The sequence below is a fragment of the Campylobacter anatolicus genome, from assembly GCF_018145655.1.
In the GTDB taxonomy this organism is placed as follows: Bacteria; Campylobacterota; Campylobacteria; order Campylobacterales; family Campylobacteraceae; genus Campylobacter_A; species Campylobacter_A anatolicus.
The window spans coordinates 56,082-73,947 of record NZ_JAGSSY010000004.1; the positions used below are offsets into that span (position 1 = coordinate 56,082).

Genomic DNA, 17,866 nt, shown 5'->3' on the forward strand with positions numbered 1-17,866 from the left:
ATGAGACGTAAGGATAGGGAGCTAGATATAAATGAAGCTTATAAAGTAATAGATGAGAGTGAATACTCAGTAGTTTCGTGTATCGATGAAGATAGCGTATTTTCAGTGCCTATCTCACATGTGCGTGAAAATAATAGTATATTTTTACACGGAGCTATGGCTGGTGGAAAGAAAAGGCTATTTCAAAACGGCAAAGATGTGGAGCTAGTTTGTGTTAGTCAAAATAATATCCCAATGCTAAGCCTTGATGAGTTAGAGATGATGAAAGGCGATGGCAAAGCGTATAGCTCTAAAGCTTATACAACAAAATACAAAAGTGCCGTTGCAAAAACAAAAGCGTATCAAGTAGATGACGAAGTCGCAAAGATACACGCTCTAAGGCTACTTTGTGAAAAATACACACCCAAATATCTGCAAGGCTTTGATGCAGCTATAGCACACTCGCTAAAAACTACAAACGTCTATGAGTTAAAGATAATAAGCTTAAGTGCAAAGACAAACATAAAAGCAGATTAAAGGATAGACATTGATAAGAGAGGCAAATGTAAACGATACAGTCGCGATAATATCGCTCATAAAAGAGCTTGCTAAGTATGAAAATTTAAATAGTGAAGTAGATATAGATGAAGCAACATTTCGCTCTCATCTTTTTGAGAAAAAACTGGCAAACGCCCTTGTCGCCGAAGTAGACAGTGAGATCGTGGGGTATGCGATATATTTTTACTCATTTTCTACATTTTTGGGACGCTCTGGAATTTACCTTGAAGATTTGTATGTTAAAAAAGAACATCGTGGTCGTGGCTTGGGACTTGGACTTATTAAAACCTTATCTCAAATTTGTGAGCATGAAGGTTTTGGGCGACTTGAATGGGAGTGTCTTGACTGGAATGAACCGAGTATTAAATTTTATGAGAGTTTAGGTGCTAAACGCCAAAGTGGATGGATAAAATTTAGACTAACAAGAGATGAGATAGCTAAGCTAAATAAACAATAATGCTTATAAATTTATAAACATTATTGTTTATACTTAGGAGTTATTAAATTTAGTACCAACTTTGTTTCATTGAAATCGGCATATCGTTGTTTTACTTCACTTTGCTTGTAACTGCAAGTAAAAACATTCATAGACTTACAGATTTTAAACAATTTATTTATTTAATAAATATTTAAGATAATAGTGGCTAATATTCACTTTATGATAACGATTATTATTAACATAAAGGTAGAAAATGTCTAAATTTAGTATAGTAGCAGCTATTGTTATATTCGGCTCATCACTTTACGCAGTTGATTTAAACGCCACAAAGCCAACGGTAGCAAGTAGTGATGAAAGGACAATTGATCTAGCACTAATCTCAGTAATAGCAAACCGAAGCGAAACTGATATAGCAAAATATGCAGGTCAAATAGGTGTAATAAATAACATATCATACACACCATCTATTATAGAAGCTCTAGATCAAATACCTGGAGTTCAAATAGGCGGTGATTATGGTAGGCAAATAGGCCAGGATTTTAAAATTCGTGGCTATGGATATGGCAATGATGAAAGCCGAATTATCATCAAACAAGATGGTATAAGACGCTCTGTGTCTATGTTTTCTAACCAAATTTCAAGTTTTAGAGTAGATAATGACTTATTAAAACGAGTTGAGGTGGTTAAAGGTGCGTCATCAGTGCTCCACGGTAGTGGTGCGATAGGTGGTATAGTTAGTATGCAGACAAAGGGAGTTGATGATTATATAATAGACAACAAAAACTACGGCGTAATGATAGGCTCACGAATAGAGAGCAATAATATGCACTCGTTTCGTGGAGCTATAGCCATTAAGCCATATGAAAATTTTGGCTTTTTATTCTACGGCAAACATGCTGATTTTGGAAATATAAAACTAGCTGATGGTGGAAACGAAGCAAAAACTATAACAAAAACAATAAACAAAGAGCAGATAAACACACTCTTTACAAAGACAGAATGGGACGTAACAGACGAACAAAGACTTGAGTTTAGTCTATTTAATTTTAACGAAAACGTAACAACTGGATGGAATTCACTTTGGCACTACGACCCAGGCGATGCACCGACTATAGGCACACTAAAGCAACGTGATTATAATCTAAAATATAGTTACATACCGTTAAATAACAACTGGATAAATTTTGAAGCACAATACTACAATGCCAAGTCAGAATATAATAGAGATAGAGTTGGAAGAGTCGGGACAACAAATGTAAATAACTACTATATAAACAAAGATGATCGTTGGGGTATAAATTTAAAAAATGAGAGCATATTTGATACTGGCATTATAGATCATAGGCTAGTTATAGGTGCTGATTATGAAAAACGCCGTGAAAATGCGACCTTTATCGTAAACGGTGTGCTACAAGACTCTAGTTCAATGCCAAATTACTATAAAGATCTAGGAATTTACATTCAAAATATTATGAATTTAAGAAATTTAGAGATAACAGTTGGCGGTAGATATGATAGGTTTGAGCGCGGGGTTAATATAAACGGAAGTAGTGAATTTACGGAAAGTAGATTTTCACCAAGGATAGCTTTTGCTTACGAGATATTTGAAGATATACACTTATTAGCAGGATATGCTGAGACATTTCGCTCTCCAACACCACACGAGACATCAGCCTCTGGCCCTTTAAATATAATGTATTGGTATATACCAAATTCAAATTTAAAGCCAGAGATAGCAAAAGAGTATGAGTTTGGATTTTCAGTAGATAAAAGCGGGTTGATAACAAATAGTGATGAGCTTTATCTAAAAGCAACCTACTATACTGGTGAAATTTCAAATTTAATAAATCTTAAAGCACTCACAGCACTTGGCACACCACCTCATACTAGCAGAGCATACGCTCAGTATCAAAATATCGCAAAAACCAAACGATATGGATATGAGGTGGAAGCCAAATATAATATAAACTATTGGCTTTTTGACTTTAGCTATGATCACACAAAACTAACAGACAAAGAGACAAAGGCTAGAATAAAACCATTCGCCGATAAAATAACATTAGGGGCTACATATCGTTATATACCATGGGGCTTAAGTGGTGGAGTGCATATAAGTCATTGGCTAAAGCCATACCTTGATACAAAGAGTGTTGTAATAAGAGGAAATACATATTATTACCCCGATAGGCCTTATACTATTGTAAATTTACGTGGTAGCTGGGTGCCAAAAGTTCAAAATAAAATTTTTGGAAGTGGATTTAAGCTAAATTTTGGTGTTAATAACATACTAGATGATAAACACATGCAGGCAAATAGCTATAAAAACTCAGGCTATGTTGGACGTGGCAGAAACTTCTATATTGATTTTGAAAAGAAATTTTAAAAGTTAGTTTTGGCTTAAGCTTGTAAATTTAGTATAATATCCAAAAAATAAAAGGATACTCTTGCAAGCTTTTGCTCTTAAATTTCGCCCTAAAAATTTAGATGAGATATGCGGACAAGCCGAAGTTGTCGCTGTTTTTAAAAAATTTATAGCAAATGGCAAGATTCCGCACTCTATATTTTATGGTGTGGCAGGGTGTGGTAAAACTAGCTTTGCTAGAGCAGTAGCAGGACAGATGGATTATGATTTTTATGAATTTGACGGGGGAAATTTAAAGATAGATGACTTTCGTAAAATTCTCAAAAATCATGAAAACGCACTAACAAAACCGCTATTTTTCATAGACGAAATTCACCGCTTAAGCAAAACACAACAAGAAACTCTACTCATACCTATGGAGAACTATCACGCTTTAGTCATTGGTGCTAGTACAGAAAATCCATACTTTACGTTAAGCTCAGGCATTCGTAGTCGCTCAATGCTCTTTGAGTTTAAACCACTAAATGTTAGTGATTTTGAAAAACTACTAACAAACATTAGGACTAAAGTTAGCTTTGAAATAACAGACGAGGCTAAAGATTACCTATTTAAAAGTAGTGGCGGAGACGCACGAGCATTATTAAATTTATTAGAATTTACACTAAGTATAACAACCAACATAACACTAACAGAGTTAAAAACACTAAGAGCCAATGCTTTAAGTGATGGAGTTAGTAGCGATGACACGCACTATAACTTAGCAAGTGCATTTATAAAATCTCTTCGTGGAAGCGACACAGATGCTGTTATATATTACCTTGCAAGACTTATAGACGGCGGTGAGAGTGCAGACTTTATCGCACGGCGGATGGTGATATTTGCCAGTGAGGATATAGGTAACGCAAATCCAAATGCACTAACAATGGCGACTAACACATTAACTGCTGTTAGTAAAATAGGCTATCCTGAAGCACGTATCATTTTAGCTCAGTGTGCCGTCTATCTAGCAAACTCACCAAAGTCAAACTCAAGTTATAAGGCAATTAATGTTGCTTTATCTTATGTAAAAAACGAGCCAAAGTTACAAGTGCCAAAATACCTAATAAATAGTGATCCAGAGATAAAAAAATATCTTTATCCGCACGACTTTGGTGGCTGGGTAGAGCAGACGTATTTAGAAAAACCGCTAAAATTTTATGATAGCAATGGCATAGGCTTTGAAAAAACCTTAGATGAATGGAGTGTGAGGATAAAGACAAAAAAGTAGCTAAAATTTAAATATTTTATAAAAATTTAATTTTATTTTAAATATACTCTAAAATCTCATAAAACAATATTTCAAAGGACATCCATTGCATACACTACTAAACACATTTAACAATGGTATTGATACTATAAATTCCTTCATCTGGGGACCATACTTTCTTATCGCTCTACTTTGTGGAACTGGGCTTTACTTTACTATTAAGCTTAAATTTGTTCAAATTTTTAAATTTAAAGATGGTTGGAACAAACTATTTGGTAACTTTTCACTTCACGGAGATGCCGCTGGTAAGCACGGAATGAGCTCGTTTCAAGCGGTTGCTACTGCAGTCGCAGCACAGGTTGGTACTGGAAATTTAGTCGGTGCTTCAACTGCACTTATAATGGGCGGTCCTGGTGCGATATTTTGGATGTGGTGTGCTGCGTTTTTAGGTATGGCTACAAATTTTGCCGAGATCTGCCTAGCACAAATTTATCGCACAAAAGATAATAGCGGACATACTATCGGTGGTCCAGCATTTTACATCTCAAATGGTGTAGGCGGTAAAATGGGTAAATACCTAGCGATATTTTTTGCCATTGCCATTATAACAGCACTTGGGTGTATGGGTAATATGGTACAAGCAAACTCCATCTCGGATGGCTTTTCTGGAGCATTTGGTATACCAAAATGGGCGATTGGTATCGTCCTCGCACTCATCTGTGCATTTGTCTTTATCGGCGGAGTTAGAGCTATCGCACGAGTAGCAGAAAAGGTTGTGCCAATGATGGCTATACTTTATGTATTAGTCGGTCTTATTATTATCATCGTAAATTTCAAAGAAATTCCAGCTGTTATCAATATTATATTTGAAGCAGCATTTAACCCTACTGCTGCTTGGGGCGGTGCGACAGGTGCTACCATCGCAACAGCTATGCGTTACGGTATCGCAAGGGGGCTTTTTAGCAATGAAGCAGGTATGGGTTCAACTCCACACGCACACGCCGCCGCAAAGGTTAAACACCCAGTAGAGCAAGGTGTACTAGGTATAATGAGTGTTTTTGTAGATACTTTTATCGTGCTAAACATCACCGTTTTTGTAGTCCTTAGTTCTAATGTGGTGGCGTTTAAAGAGGTTAGTGCTGGCAAATTTGAAGCGGTATTTAAGGGAATTACTCTCGTGCAAGAGGCCTTTTCAGCACACCTGCTTGGCAATCAACTTGGTTACTCATTTGTAGCTATATGCCTATTTTTCTTTGCATTTACAACTATTATAAGTTGGTATTATTTCTCCGAGATAAATATCCGCTATCTTTTTGGTCAAAAAGGTGTTAAATGGCTTCAAATTTTAGTCGTTTGCTTTGTATTTTTAGGAAGTTTGTTAAAAATAGATCTTGTTTGGGGCTTAGCCGATTTGTTTAATGGACTTATGGTTATACCAAATTTAATAGCCGTTCTTATTCTAAGTCCAGTAGTTGAAAAGCTCTTAAAAGACTACAATGAAAAAAAAGAGTATAAACAAGATGAATATATAAAGGTTAAATAATGGCGTTTTTAAAAGCAGTTTTACTAGGTAGCGTGAAAGAATACGGTGATAAAAATGCCATTAATCCACTTAAAAAGGTGTGGAAAAGTGCCTTTTTTAAAGTTGCCCAAAGTGGCGAGACTTTTGCTAATGAGCTAGGATTTTGCGGCGATAGCGTAGCAGATACAAAACATCACGGTGGAGCCGAAAAAGCAGTATTTGCCAACTCTTATGAAAACTATACGTCGTGGGAGAGTTATCTTGGACTTTCAAATTTGCCATTTGGTGCGATGGGAGAAAATCTAACAATATCTGGTCTAGATGAGAACAATGTTTGCATAGGTGATGTGCACCAAGTCGGCTCACTCGTACTTCAGGTTTCACAACCACGAAAGCCTTGTTTTAAGATTTCCATACGCTGGGGAAATAAAGACTTTGCAAGACATATCTTCGCGACGGGACTTACTGGATGGTATTATAGAGTGCTTGAGAGCGGATCATGTAAGGCTGGAGATGAGATAAAGCTTATTTCGCAAGATAGCATTCAAATGAGCGTTATGAGTGTAAATAAACTCTTTTTTGACCCAAAAAATCATCAAAATTTATTAGATAAATTTTTTAAGCTTACTACAATAGCAAATGGTTGGCAGAACGATATACAAAAGCGTATTGATGGTGTTTATGACGCTAGCTATATGGTTGAATTATAAATTTTAGCTTTCTGTAAACTACTTATAGTTTTTAAACCCCGTTTATTAATGCTTGTGATATCTAAATTTAAACAACCAGCAAATTATTTAATTTAATAATTACATCTATTATGTATGACCTTAGATTGTCATACTATACATAATTTTAACTCTCTCAATTACTCATCACTTTTAGCTAGTTTGCAGTTTAAAAGCTAAATGGCGAGTAGCTTTCATCACGAGCTAAAATTTATAGTGATTACTTGTATTTGCAACAATCATTCGCTATATCCTAGCCTAACTTATCTAAGTTTATAGGCTTATCTAATATTTTTATCAGTATTCTTGTAATTTATAAATTTACTATTTAGATACTTTGCGTAAAAATAGCTAAATTTAAACCATCTCTACACCCTTGCCACTCACTATCTCTCCGATGATATAGCCATCAGTTACATCTAACACTGCATCTACGTTTAATTTAGGCACAACTAATACCATGCCAACACCCATATTAAAGGTTCTCATCATTTCAGAATGCTCAACCTTTTGAGAGATAATATCAAAAATTTCAGGCGTTTTTATCGCTTTTAACTCTACTTTCGCACCAAGTCCATCAGGGAAAACTCGCGGTAAGTTCTCAACTATACCGCCACCTGTGATGTGTGCTAAGGCATTTATTTTATATTTTAAGTTTAGAAAATCTTTAACATAAATTCTAGTCGGCTCAAGCAACACTTCTATCAGGCTTTTATCGCCAATCTTATCATCAAATTTAAGTCCAAGTTTGCTGATAACGCGACGAGCAAGCGAGAAACCATTAGAGTGAAGTCCGCTTGATGGCAGAGCTATCAACATATCGCCAGACTTTACAAATTTACTCCTATCGATTTCATCGACCTCAGCCATGCCCACAGCAAATCCCGCCAAGTCAAAATCTTTGCCCTCATACATAGATGGCATTTCAGCCGTCTCTCCACCTATTAAAGCACACTGAGCCAAACGACAACCATCCGCTATACCTGCTACAACCTTTGTCGCCGCATCTATATCAAGCTTTGCTGTTGCATAATAATCAAGAAAAAATAGTGGCGTTGCGAAGTTGCAAATCAAGTCATTAACACACATAGCGACCAAATCCTGGCCTACACTCTCAAGGCGATTTGCATCTATAGCAAGACGAAGCTTCGTGCCTACGCCATCAGTCGCACCTAAGATAGCTGGATTTTTATATCCACTTGGTAGTTTTATCGCACCTGAAAATGAGCCAATACCGCCTAAAACTAATGGTGTAAAGGTTGATTTCACATGCGGTTTTATGTTTTCAATAAAGCTGTTTCCAGCATCTATATCCACACCAGCATCCTTGTAGCTTATCATTATTTTTCCTTTTATAGCCTAAATTTTGCCTATTTTAGCCAAAATTTGCTAAAATCAAAGTAATAAAATATGGATGAAACTATGAATAAATTTAGATATGGTTATGTCGTCACTGGCGGTATCGGTAGTGGCAAAAGCACATTTTGTAATCTTTTAAAAATTTATGGATATAGCGTGATAGACGCTGACAAGATTGCTCACGAGATACTAAACGCAAGTGCTGATGAGGTAGCAAGACTGTTTGGAGATAGATTTATAAAGACAGAAAGTAGCATAAAGACAGTTGATCGTAAGGCTCTTGGAACGGCTGTATTTAGCGATAAAAGTAAGCTAGAAAAACTAGAAAATTTATTGCACCCAAAGATTAAAGATGAAATTTATAAGTACTCAAATGAGCTTGAGCGACTAAGAGTGGCATATTTTGCTGATATTCCACTGTTTTTTGAGCGTGGCAATTATGATAAATTTAATAAAGTTGTGCTAGTTTATGCACCACTTAAGCTTCTACTTAAGCGTGTTATGGCTCGTGATAACTTAGATGAAAATGCAACCACTCAAAGGCTAAACACTCAGATGGATATAGAAAAAAAGCTAGAACTCGCAGATATAGTAATAGATAACTCACGAGACTTAGCTCATCTAACAAGCCAAACAGAAAAATTTATAAATATGATAAAAGGATAGATATGTTAGTAGCAAAATACAATGCAAATGGTAATGACTTTGTGATATTTCACACATTTGTTAGTGCTAACAGAAGTGCGTTAGCTGTTAGATTGTGTAACCGCTATAACGGCGTAGGTGCAGATGGACTTATCGTACTAAAACCGAGCCAAAATACTAACGAGATCGTTTGGGAATTTTATAACAACGATGGAAGTTATGCAGCAATGTGTGGCAATGGATCACGTGCAGCTGCACAATATGCAGTGGATAATGGACTTTGTGATAATGAATTTAACCTGCTAACAGGTAGTGGTAGTGTTAGTGCTAAAGTTAGTGATGATGGTGTAGAGGTAGAATTAACAAGCCCCAAAATACTGGCTAATAACCCTATAAATGAGTTTGACAAAGAGTGGTATTTTTATGACACTGGTGTACCTCATCTTGTTAGTTTTGTTAGTGATTTAACTGAGTTTGACATTAGTATGGCTCGCAAACTAAGACACAAATACAATGCAAACATAAATTTAGCTATGATAAAAGATGGTGAAATTTATGTTAGAACTTACGAGCGTGGAGTTGAAAATGAAACTCAAGCGTGCGGTACAGGTATGGCAGCGTGTTTTTACGGCGGTTTTTTAAATTTTAACTTAGAACAGAGCATAAACGTCTATCCAAAAAGCAGGGATAAGCTTGGTCTTAGACTTGAAAATGGAAAGATATTTTTTAAAGGCGAAGTCAAACACTGCTTTAGCACAGACTTCAAAATCTAAATTTCAAAAGTGTTAGCCAAGAACTAACATTTTTTTATCCCTTTTTCTTTTAGATACTTTTCAAATTTATCATGATCTAAAATTTCATCAAACTCATGCTCAAATCTAACTTGATTTTCTGATTCAAAATCCTTAATTGTCTTTAAAAAACTATTGAAATTTTTATTTTTCTGAGTGAGTTCGTTCATTATATTCATATCTAGTGCATCTTTAAATTTAGCAGGGGCGATAACTTTACTCTGTGCGATATTTTCGCTATCAAGACTGATAACGCCTATACCAAAGCTTAAATTTAACTTTTGGATAAGTTCTATCAGCTCTGTATCACTCTCATCTATATTAAGTGCGACTAAATAGCCCTCGTTAGCCCAGCTAGAGTTTGAGACTGCCTGAAAATAATACTCCCTAAAATTACCAACACTTAAAAATTTCTTCATCTCAAACGAGAATAGCTTTATAGGTATTTGGTTAAATTTAGAGATAAACCCCAACATAACTTTTTCGTAGTTTTCAGCTTCAAAGCTCACACCGACTATATCAGGATAAAGCCATCTATCGTGTCCTTTTTGTTGCTTTTTGCTATTTTCATGAAATATCGTCTTTGCACGAGCATTAAAATTTTCATTAGAGTATATAAATTTTACTAAAAGCGGATGCAAATCCCGCTCAATAAATTTATCATCTTTTAGCTCTTGTATTGCCTCTTGCCTTGGCTCTTTTGAATTTTGATTTTTGAGTTTTATAAGTATCGGCTTTTGACTTACTTTTTCAAATATTGAGTTTGGATTATTTTTTAAGTCAATATAAATATATGCACTAAATGTTTGCCAAGGTGTTTTACCTTTTAAATTTAACTGCTCTACTAGTCTCATTTCCTCTGCGAGTTTATATATTCTATTTGGAGACAACGCAACCTTTTTATCCTCTAAAACTTTTTTAGCAACTTCAAAAATAGTCATTAAGCAACCTTTTAATTTATTTGAGTAAATTATACTAAACTTTAATGCCTAACCCCATTTTCCTTCATAAAATCTCTTAAGTCATCATATTCAGATGTCTCAAAGTATCGCCATTTGCCAGGTTTTAGAGTGCTTAAAGTTATACGCCCAAAGGCGGTACGTTTTAGATCAACCACATCAAGGTCAAAATATCCGAAAAATCTCCTTAATTCGCGATTCTGTCCCTCGTTTATAATAGCCTTTACTTTTGTATATCCGCCACTTGTCTCAAATACGCGGTATGCTAAAAATGGCTTAAATTCCATTGAAGTTATCTTGCTTTTTGAGTGAGCTCCTTTGCTTGCGTCCTTTGCAAAAAATCCCTCACGCATAGCAGTTATAACTTCAGGCGTAATCTCGCCTTTAACTTTTAGGTAGTATTCTCTCTCTATATCACTTTTCATTAGTGCTGTTGCGATAGCTGGTGCGTCTGTTAGTAGCAACAACCCTTCACTAGCAAAGTCTAGCCGCCCAATACTAACAAATTTAGAAAACCCACGCGGTAATGAGTCAAATATCGTTCTGCGACCACGATCGTCTTTATTTGTTACTAGCTCACCCTTTGGTTTGTGATAGATTATCATCGTAAAGTCTTTTTTCTTATTAACAAATTTACCGTTGATTTTTAGCTTATCTTCTTTGCTAACACCAACGCTAAAATCATTAACAATACAACCATTTAAGCTAACTTTACCTTGCTTTATCAGCTCATCAGCCTCTCGGCGTGAGTAGTTTGTATTATGAGATATAAATTTGTTTATACGTATTTTTTCCATTTTATAGTCCCAAGCTTGTCAAATCATGAATGTGTAATATCCCCTCTGGCCTGCAATCAAAATCGACAATAACTAATAGTTGAATTTTAAATTTTTCAATGAGTTTAAGTGAATCAACTGCTAACATATTTTTATCTGTTAATGTTTTTGGTGATTTTGTAGCATAATCTATCGCCTTGTCATTTATATCAAATTTAGTATTCATCAAGGCTCGGCGTAAATCTCCATCACTCAAAATAGCTACCAACCGACCACTAACATCTACTAACAAAACATTACCAACTTTGCCGTGAGTCATCACATCTATGGCTGTTTTGATACTAACATCGCTACTAACAATAGGTAAATTTTCACTTCGCATAACATCTTTAACCTTTAAAAACAGTCTTTTACCTAGGCTACCGCCTGGGTGAAACTGAGCGAAGTCCTCTTGTTTGAACCCACGCTTATACATAAGACAAACAGCTAAGACATCGCCCATTGCAAGTGTTAATGTCGTTGATGTAGTCGGTGCTACGTTTAGCGGACACGCCTCTTTTGTAATATTTAAATTTAAAAACACGTCGCTAAAACGCCCGAGTGTGCTATTTGCACTTCGTGCCATACCTATAATCTTTACACCAAATCTCTGAATATGTGGCAAAATTCTTACCAGCTCATCACTTTCGCCACTAAAGCTAATCGCTAAAACAACATCATCTTTTTGTATCATACCAAGGTCGCCGTGCATAGCTTCAGTTGGATGCAAAAAAAAGCTGGGTGTGCCAGTACTAGCTAGAGTTGCTGCTATCTTTGCACCGATGTGTCCGCTCTTCCCCACACCAGCTACGATGACTTTACCCTTTGCGGCGTATATCAAATTTACAGCCTCATCTATCTCTGATCCTAGCATACTAGCGTGGCGAAGTAGCTCATTGCCCTCTTGTTCTAAAACATCTTTTGCGATTTTTATCATTTCAGACATATCTTGTCCTTACATTAAGTATATGATCGGAACGATCGTTGGGTATTTTTTAACTTTTCTAAATATATGCTTTCGTACGACCTGTCTGATTTGTGCTTCAAGCATTCGATTGTCTTTTAAAAGCTCTGGCTTAACATTGCTTAAAAATTGTACTAAAATCTCTTGCATCTCTTTACTAAACTCTGCATCCTGTTTATCTGCGACAAGTCCATAGCTAACAACTCGTGGTTTATGGATCAGTTTTTGGTTGTGTGTTGAAATTTGTGCGATTATCATAACCACACCTGCTTCGGCTAGATTTTGTCTATCTATGACAACATCATCTGAAATTTGTTTGTTTATTTGATTATCAATAAAAACTTTACCAGTTTTAACAGTCTTTACGCGTCGCAGATACTTTTGTGTTAGCTCCATCTGATCGCCATCGCTCATCAGATAGATATTTCGCTCATCAACACCACAGCTTATAGCCGTCTCTTTGTGCTTTACGATATGGTTGTATTCACCGTGAACTGGTAAGAAAAATTTAGGTTTGATAATACGTAACATCAACTTTTGCTCCTCTTGTGCAGCATGTCCTGATACGTGTATCTCGCTAAAGTCTTGATATGCAACCTTTGCACCACTTTTGAGTAAGAAATTTAATACTGTTGATACGCTACCTTCATTGCCAGGTATCGCCTTTGAGCTTATTATTATCTGATCGCTTGGCTTTATCTTTATGTATTTATGTTCATCCGTTGCCATACGATACAATGCACTCATCGTCTCCCCTTGTGAGCCAGTAGTAACTATAAGAACCTCATCATCTTTAAATTTAGCCACTTCGTTTGCGTCTATAAAAATTTTACGATCTAGCTTTATGTATCCAAGCTCAATAGCAGTGTATAGGTTTCTCTCCATACTTCTACCGATAACACAGACTTTGCGGTTATATTTTAGCCCCCACTCTATAGCTTGATAGACACGGTGGATATTTGAGCTAAATGTGCTCATTATAACACGTCCTTTTGACCTTGAAAATATCATATCGAAGGTTTTACCTACCGAGCTTTCAGACTTTGTAAAGCCCTCTTTGTGTGAGTTGGTGCTATCGCTCATCAGACATAAAACGCCACGCTCTCCATAGTATGCAAGGCGGTTTAGATCAGTTGGATAACCATCTATTGGTGTGTGATCTATTTTAAAATCGCCTGTATGCACAATGGTCCCTGCTCTTGTTGTGATCGCTAAAGCAGAAGCATCAATGATAGAGTGAGTTATATGTATCCACTCAACTTCAAAGTCACCAATTAGATATGGCTTACGCTTCTCAACTGCACGAAATAGCGATCTTTCTGCCTTTAATCCATGCTCTTCAAATTTATTATTTATCATACCTAGTGGCAATGGCGTTGCATATATTGGAAATTTAAATTCTTTAAAAAAATACGGCACCGCACCAATGTGATCTTCGTGTGCGTGGGTTATGATAATGCCTGCTATTTTATGTTGAATCTTTCGTACATAATCAAAGTCAGGTATAAGAATATCAACACCATGCATACTCTCACTTGGAAAACTCATACCGATATCAACTATGATAGCACTCGTATCGGTCTCAAATATCGTCATATTACCGCCGATTTCACCCAGTCCACCAAGTGGAGTTATACGCACCTTATCATTGAGCTGCTGTGAGTGAGAGAGATATTTAAGTGGATCAAGACGTAGCTCTTGTATCGCTTTATTTGCTTCTATTGCACTTGCAATATCTTGTTGCCACTGCTCATTACCGCTTATTTTAGCTGGTAAATTTTTACGCACACGTTTCTTTTTCGCTTTTTTTTCACCTTTTTCATCACCTATATTAGCTTCACTATTTTGCTTATTAGTTTGTGTGTTAGTGTTAGTTTTATTATGCTTGTTATTATTGCTATTTAGCTGTTTTTGGCTATTTTTATTGTCATTTTTTGATTGTGTATTAATGATAGTTTTGTTATGATTTTTGTTAGTGTTAGTTGATTTCTTCTCTGTGCTTTCGCCATCACTTGCAAAGAAGTTGTCTATAACATTTTGAGTTGAATTTTCAGTTTGGGATATGCTTTGTATATCTTTATTTTTTTGGTGAAATCTCCGCTTTTTATTACTCTTGCTCTGTTTGGTTATCACTTTTTCTTCGTTCATTTTTTGCCTTTATTTGATTATAAATTTTTAAATATAAGGCGACATTTGACTCGTGAGGGCGTATGTTTTGCACCAAATTGAGCTCGTTAAAAATCCCAGCCACCATATCCTTATCATAACCAGTAGTCAAGTTTTTAAACAGCGTCTTTCGTGGTGCACTAAAGCAAATTTTTAAATAATTTTTAAATTTATCATACTCACTAAGCGTTGGAAATACCCCATATTCGCCGATGAGCCTTTTGCTTTTTACTATCCTTAAAACTGATGAGACGACTTTTGGAGTTGGGCTAAAACACTCTGGTGGCACGTCAAATAGCAACTCACAACTGCCATTTAAATTTGCCAACACACCAAGTGAGCTAAACTCGCTACTGCCACCGCTTGATGAAAACTTAATGGCCACTTCTCTTTGTATCATAGCAACAACACCTGCACAAAAACCATCTTGCAAAGCGTTTAGTATCATCTTTGTTGCGACATAATAGGGCAAATTTGCGACTAGTATATATGGCTCACCTCGCAGACTACCCTGCTTATGCCATACTAAATTTGCATCTTCATTTATCAGTTTAAAATGTCCCTTTTTAGCTTCATTTTTAAATTTATTTTCAAGGTTTGATATAAGTTCGCTATCTATCTCGTAGCTTATAGTATTGTAACCTGATTTTAAAAGCCAGTGGGTCAAATCACCTAAGCCAGGCCCAATTTCAACAACTCTACCATTGCTATTTGGCTGAGTCTCTTTGGGTATCGCTTGGATGATCTTATTTAGAACATTTTGATCTTGTAAAAAATTTTGTCCAAAGTGTTTTTTCGCTCTGACCATTTTTACTCCACAAAACTCCGCAAATCAACGGAAATGTCTTAAATTCCTGCCGATTGTATCTAAATTTTTCTTATATAATGATTAGATAAGAAAAATTTAGTTATCATATCTTAAAAAGGACAACAATGAACCACTTTGCAAAGCGTATAATACCCTGTTTAGACATAAAAGATGCACGTGTCGTAAAGGGCGTAAATTTTGTCGGCCTTGTTGATGCTGGAGATCCTGTTGAGATAGCAAAACGCTACAATGAAGAAGGGGCTGACGAGATAACATTTCTTGACATTTCAGCCACGCATCTTGGCGAGAAAACTATCATTGATGTAGTGGCAAAAGTTGCACGTGAGCTATTTATACCGCTAACGGTGGGTGGTGGCATACGCACACTCGATGATATCTCTCGCCTTTTAGATGTTGGCTGTGATAAGATCAGTCTAAATTCAGCCGCTATACATAATCCAAATTTGATAGACAAAGCAGCAAATAAATTTGGCTCACAATGCGTTGTAGTTGCTATAGACGCAAAGAAATTTGAAGGTGGCTACAATGTATTTATAAACGGCGGTCGTGTTGATACTGGTCTTGACGCATTTGCATGGGCAGTGGAGGCACAAAATCGTGGAGCTGGAGAGATACTACTAACTTCAATGGATAAAGACGGCAGAAAAGACGGCTACGATCTTGCACTCACGCATAAATTTAGCGAACTAAATATACCGGTTATCGCAAGTGGTGGTGCTGGAAGTATGGAGCATATAAAAGATGCATTTTTAGCTGGTGCTGATGCGTGTTTGGCAGCATCTATATTTCATTTTAGACAGATTGAGATAATGGCTCTAAAACACTACTTGTCACAAAATGGTATAGAGGTTAGGCTGTGATTGTTTGTGCTGGAGAAAGTGAGAACTTTGAGTTTGCAAAAAGTATCGGCATAGGGCTGACACAAGTGGCTATAAATTTGACAAAAATATTGCAAGATATAGCAACAAGGAACGAAAAATTACCAAACGAGATTATATTTATCGGCTCGGCTGGACTTTATAAAAATGGTGAAATACTTAAAATTTATGAGAGCAAAAATGCTGCAAATATAGAGATCTCATCGCTTGAAAGTAAATCATACACTCCTATAGAACAGAAAATTTTTAACGATGTTTCATATGAAACAAATGTAAATTCATCAACTTTTATAACAACTGATGAGACGTTAGCACACAGGCTTTTTGATATGGGTTACACACTAGAAAATATGGAATTTTACGCTGTTTTAGCCGTAGCAAATGCATTTAACGTAAGCACAAAAGGGATATTTGTAGCAACAAATTTTTGCGATAAAAATGCACACATAGACTTTATAAAAAATCATAAAAATGCCAAAAGACAATTAGAAATTTACTTAAAAGATAAAGGAATTATTTGAAAAATTTACTTGATTTTTCTCTTGCTGAGCTTGAAAATGAGTTAAATCCAAAATTTAGAGCAAAGCAAATTTATGAGTGGCTTTACAAGAAAAATGCCTTAAGTTTTGATGATATGTTAAACTTACCAAAAGAGATGAGGACTAATCTAGAAAGTAGATTTTATCTAGATCCACTCCGATGTGTAAAGGCAGAACAAAGCAATGATGGCTCTATAAAGTATCTATTTGAGTTAAAAGATGGCTCACGCATAGAGAGTGTATTATTACCGATGAAAGAGGAGTTGAGTGATGGACATGGCAAAACACTTCGCCACGCTAGATACACTGTATGTGTTAGCTCACAGGTTGGCTGCCGTATGGGCTGTTCATTTTGTCTCACGGCAAAAGGTGGACTGAAACGAAATTTAACTCCGGGTGAGATCGTAGGGCAAATTTTATGGATAAAAAGAGAGAACAAAATCCCATACGAACGCCGTGTAAATGTAGTATATATGGGTATGGGTGAGCCACTTGATAACCTTGAAAATGTCAGCAAAGCGGTTAAAATTTTAAAAGAAAATGACGGCTTAGCCATCGCTCCACGTCGCCAAACTATCTCTACAAGTGGACTTAGCTCACAGATAAAAAAGCTCGGAGAGATGGATTTGGGCGTCTTGCTTGCTATCTCGCTCCATGCTGTTACAAACGAACTCCGCACGAAGCTTATGCCGATAAATAAGGCATACAACATAGAAGCTGTGATGGATGCCGTAAGAGCCTTTCCTATAGATATGCGTAAGCGTGTAATGTTTGAATATCTAATGATAAAAGGAATAAATGATAGCCAAAAGGATGCCAAAACACTTGTCAAACTGCTACACGGCATAAAGGCAAAAGTAAATTTAATATACTTTAACCCACACGAAGGTAGTCCTTATGGACGTCCAGATGTGAGCGATATGGTGCAATTTCAAGACTATCTAAGTGTTCACGGTATAACCTGCACGATCCGTCAAAGTAAGGGATTAGACATATCAGCGGCGTGTGGACAGCTTAAGCAAAGGAGTGAAAATGACGTGGCTTGATATAACGCAGATTATCTTTATTGCGACTGTTGTATGTGTGG

At 36.2% G+C, this 17,866-nt stretch carries 17 protein-coding genes; 11 read left to right on the forward strand and 6 right to left on the reverse strand.

Annotation, left to right across the window (positions count from 1 at the left end; translation table 11 throughout):
- The 6 genes from KDE13_RS07230 to KDE13_RS07255 all read left to right on the forward strand — a co-directional run bounded on the left by KDE13_RS07230 (position 1) and on the right by KDE13_RS07255 (position 6,816).
- Positions 1-516, forward strand: coding sequence for a pyridoxamine 5'-phosphate oxidase family protein (locus tag KDE13_RS07230; protein ID WP_212139735.1), 516 nt, complete (start codon positions 1-3; stop codon positions 514-516).
- Positions 517-526: 10 nt separating this feature from the next.
- Positions 527-994, forward strand: coding sequence for a GNAT family N-acetyltransferase (locus tag KDE13_RS07235; protein ID WP_212143254.1), 468 nt, complete (start codon positions 527-529; stop codon positions 992-994).
- Positions 995-1,229: 235 nt separating this feature from the next.
- Positions 1,230-3,359 carry a TonB-dependent receptor domain-containing protein gene (locus KDE13_RS07240; protein ID WP_212139733.1) on the forward strand — a complete coding sequence of 710 codons (2,130 nt, stop codon included), beginning with the start codon at positions 1,230-1,232 and terminating at the stop codon, positions 3,357-3,359.
- Between the two features lie 61 nt (positions 3,360-3,420).
- Positions 3,421-4,605, forward strand: coding sequence for a replication-associated recombination protein A (locus KDE13_RS07245; RefSeq protein ID WP_212139732.1), 1,185 nt, complete (start codon positions 3,421-3,423; stop codon positions 4,603-4,605).
- Positions 4,606-4,690: 85 nt separating this feature from the next.
- On the forward strand, positions 4,691-6,127 hold the full coding sequence (locus KDE13_RS07250; protein WP_212139731.1) for an alanine/glycine:cation symporter family protein: 1,437 nt from the start codon (positions 4,691-4,693) through the stop codon (positions 6,125-6,127).
- Complete coding sequence (locus tag KDE13_RS07255) at positions 6,127-6,816, forward strand: MOSC domain-containing protein (protein WP_212139730.1); 690 nt, start codon at positions 6,127-6,129, stop codon at positions 6,814-6,816. The genes KDE13_RS07250 and KDE13_RS07255 overlap by 1 nt, the downstream gene beginning before the upstream one ends.
- Before the next feature lie 375 nt (positions 6,817-7,191).
- On the opposite strand, the gene purM is transcribed toward KDE13_RS07255, so the two are convergent.
- Positions 7,192-8,178: a phosphoribosylformylglycinamidine cyclo-ligase gene (purM, locus tag KDE13_RS07260; protein ID WP_212143430.1), complete on the reverse strand. Its 987-nt coding sequence runs from the start codon at positions 8,176-8,178 to the stop codon at positions 7,192-7,194.
- Positions 8,179-8,256: 78 nt separating this feature from the next.
- On the opposite strand from purM, the gene coaE reads away from it, so the two are divergent.
- Positions 8,257-8,859 carry a dephospho-CoA kinase gene (coaE, locus tag KDE13_RS07265; protein ID WP_212143256.1) on the forward strand — a complete coding sequence of 201 codons (603 nt, stop codon included), beginning with the start codon at positions 8,257-8,259 and terminating at the stop codon, positions 8,857-8,859.
- Positions 8,860-8,861: 2 nt separating this feature from the next.
- Complete coding sequence (dapF, locus tag KDE13_RS07270) at positions 8,862-9,611, forward strand: diaminopimelate epimerase (protein ID WP_212143258.1); 750 nt, start codon at positions 8,862-8,864, stop codon at positions 9,609-9,611.
- A 23-nt stretch (positions 9,612-9,634) separates the two neighbouring features.
- Here the strand turns inward: dapF and KDE13_RS07275 are convergent, their stop codons facing one another.
- The 5 genes from KDE13_RS07275 to rsmA are packed head-to-tail and all read right to left on the reverse strand — an operon-like array spanning position 9,635 to position 15,341.
- Positions 9,635-10,570 (reverse strand): HTH domain-containing protein, encoded by a 936-nt coding sequence (locus KDE13_RS07275; RefSeq protein ID WP_212143260.1) that lies wholly within the window; start codon positions 10,568-10,570, stop codon positions 9,635-9,637.
- Between the two features lie 41 nt (positions 10,571-10,611).
- Positions 10,612-11,385, reverse strand: a complete 774-nt coding sequence (locus tag KDE13_RS07280; RefSeq protein WP_212143262.1) for a pseudouridine synthase — start codon at positions 11,383-11,385, stop codon at positions 10,612-10,614.
- 1 nt (position 11,386) lies between these two features.
- Positions 11,387-12,349 carry a KpsF/GutQ family sugar-phosphate isomerase gene (locus KDE13_RS07285; protein ID WP_212139726.1) on the reverse strand — a complete coding sequence of 321 codons (963 nt, stop codon included), beginning with the start codon at positions 12,347-12,349 and terminating at the stop codon, positions 11,387-11,389.
- Positions 12,350-12,358: 9 nt separating this feature from the next.
- Positions 12,359-14,515: a ribonuclease J gene (locus tag KDE13_RS07290; RefSeq protein WP_229203750.1), complete on the reverse strand. Its 2,157-nt coding sequence runs from the start codon at positions 14,513-14,515 to the stop codon at positions 12,359-12,361.
- Positions 14,475-15,341, reverse strand: a complete 867-nt coding sequence (gene rsmA, locus KDE13_RS07295; RefSeq protein WP_212139725.1) for a 16S rRNA (adenine(1518)-N(6)/adenine(1519)-N(6))-dimethyltransferase RsmA — start codon at positions 15,339-15,341, stop codon at positions 14,475-14,477. The genes KDE13_RS07290 and rsmA overlap by 41 nt, the downstream gene beginning before the upstream one ends.
- A gap of 125 nt (positions 15,342-15,466) precedes the next feature.
- Between rsmA and hisF the strand changes: the two genes are divergently transcribed.
- From hisF to rlmN, 3 genes are read left to right on the forward strand one after another with little or no spacing between them, the layout of a single operon-like run.
- Positions 15,467-16,222 carry an imidazole glycerol phosphate synthase subunit HisF gene (gene hisF, locus KDE13_RS07300; protein ID WP_212143264.1) on the forward strand — a complete coding sequence of 252 codons (756 nt, stop codon included), beginning with the start codon at positions 15,467-15,469 and terminating at the stop codon, positions 16,220-16,222.
- A complete protein-coding gene (locus tag KDE13_RS07305; protein ID WP_212142180.1) occupies positions 16,219-16,761 on the forward strand; it encodes a nucleoside phosphorylase-I family protein in 543 nt (180 codons plus the stop codon). Before hisF ends, KDE13_RS07305 begins: the two co-directional genes overlap by 4 nt.
- Positions 16,758-17,825 (forward strand): dual-specificity RNA methyltransferase RlmN, encoded by a 1,068-nt coding sequence (rlmN, locus tag KDE13_RS07310; protein ID WP_212143266.1) that lies wholly within the window; start codon positions 16,758-16,760, stop codon positions 17,823-17,825. Before KDE13_RS07305 ends, rlmN begins: the two co-directional genes overlap by 4 nt.
- The last annotated feature ends 41 nt before the right edge of the window (positions 17,826-17,866 follow it).

Bases quoted from the DNA above. Each gene is read 5' to 3' on its own strand.
- KDE13_RS07230 (WP_212139735.1), top strand. From the start codon at position 1: ATGAGACGTAAGGATAGGGAGCTAGATATAAATGAAGCTTATAAAGTA.
- KDE13_RS07240 (WP_212139733.1), top strand. From the start codon at position 1,230: ATGTCTAAATTTAGTATAGTAGCAGCTATTGTTATATTCGGCTCATCA.
- KDE13_RS07255 (WP_212139730.1), top strand. From the start codon at position 6,127: ATGGCGTTTTTAAAAGCAGTTTTACTAGGTAGCGTGAAAGAATACGGT.
- coaE (WP_212143256.1), top strand. From the start codon at position 8,257: ATGAATAAATTTAGATATGGTTATGTCGTCACTGGCGGTATCGGTAGT.
- dapF (WP_212143258.1), top strand. From the start codon at position 8,862: ATGTTAGTAGCAAAATACAATGCAAATGGTAATGACTTTGTGATATTT.
- KDE13_RS07275 (WP_212143260.1), bottom strand. From the start codon at position 10,570: ATGACTATTTTTGAAGTTGCTAAAAAAGTTTTAGAGGATAAAAAGGTT.
- KDE13_RS07280 (WP_212143262.1), bottom strand. From the start codon at position 11,385: ATGGAAAAAATACGTATAAACAAATTTATATCTCATAATACAAACTAC.
- KDE13_RS07285 (WP_212139726.1), bottom strand. From the start codon at position 12,349: ATGTCTGAAATGATAAAAATCGCAAAAGATGTTTTAGAACAAGAGGGC.
- KDE13_RS07290 (WP_229203750.1), bottom strand. From the start codon at position 14,515: ATGAACGAAGAAAAAGTGATAACCAAACAGAGCAAGAGTAATAAAAAG.
- rsmA (WP_212139725.1), bottom strand. From the start codon at position 15,341: ATGGTCAGAGCGAAAAAACACTTTGGACAAAATTTTTTACAAGATCAA.
- hisF (WP_212143264.1), top strand. From the start codon at position 15,467: ATGAACCACTTTGCAAAGCGTATAATACCCTGTTTAGACATAAAAGAT.